The 1,039-nt window shown below is 59.2% G+C and carries 1 protein-coding gene; it reads right to left on the reverse strand.

Going from position 1 to position 1,039, the window contains the following annotated elements; genetic code table 11:
* Nucleotides 1-983, reverse strand: a 983-nt coding sequence (locus tag NKJ90_RS33350; RefSeq protein WP_352487776.1) for an IS256 family transposase, incomplete at its 3' end; no start/stop codon positions are given.
* Between the last annotated feature and the right edge of the window lie 56 nt (nucleotides 984-1,039).

The raw sequence follows: 1,039 nt of genomic DNA on the forward strand, positions 1-1,039 counted from the left end.
CGCACGCTTTCGGGGAATGCGAAGAATGGCACGACGTGCTGCCAGTTGCGCCGCCAGCTCTGGGCGATTGCCGGATAACGTTGGCCCCAGTAGCCGGCGTCGAAGGCATCGAGCGCTGCCAGGCCGGCCTCTGCGTCCTTGGCCCGATAGATCGCCCGCAGCGCCGGCACCACAAGCTTGCGGTCCTTCCATGACACGAACTCCAGCGAGTGGCGGATCAGATGCACGATGCAGGTCTGCACGACCGTCTGCGGGAAAACGGCGTTGATCGCTTCTGGAAAACCCTTCAAGCCATCGACGACGGCGATAAGGATATCGGCGATACCTCGGTTCTTCAGTTCGTTCATGACGCGCAGCCAGAATTTAGCGCCCTCCGTCTGCTCGATCCAGATACCCAATATCTCCTTGCCGCCGTCGGGCAGGATGCCGAGCGCGATGTAGATCGCCTTGTTGCGGACGAACCCTTCGTCGCGGATCTTGACCCGGATAGCGTCGAAGAAGACCAAGGGAAAGCAGGCATCCAACGGTCTGTTCTGCCATTCCGCGACCTCCTCCAGCACAGCATCGGTGACCGCCGAGATCAGGTCAGGCGAAACGTCGATGCCGTACAGTTCCTCCAGGTGGCCGCGGATCTCGCGCACGCTCATGCCGCGCGCATACATCGACACGATCTTGGCGTCGAAATCGGGAAAGCGACGCTGATACTTTGCAATCAGCTTCGGGTCGAAGGAGCCGGCCCGGTCACGCGGGATCGAAAGTTCGAGCTTTGATGTGCCCGTCAGAACCGTCTTCTTCGAATGCCCATTGCGCCGGTTCGCCGAGCCTTCGCCCTGCTCCTCTTCAAGATGATCGTCCAACTCGGCGTTCAGTATCCGCTCCGAAAGCGCCTTCTTCAGATCATCAAGCAAGCCGTCTTTGGAAAACAGCTCCTGCGGATCGCGCCCGGCAAGCAAACGGTCCAAAAGTTCCTTCTCAATAGCCATGCGATGATTCTCCTTTCCATCATCATGGCCTCATGCACAAAATTCCTGACAGTCCC

The organism is Mesorhizobium sp. M0051 (assembly GCF_040323235.1).
In the GTDB taxonomy this organism is placed as follows: Bacteria; Pseudomonadota; Alphaproteobacteria; order Rhizobiales; family Rhizobiaceae; genus Mesorhizobium.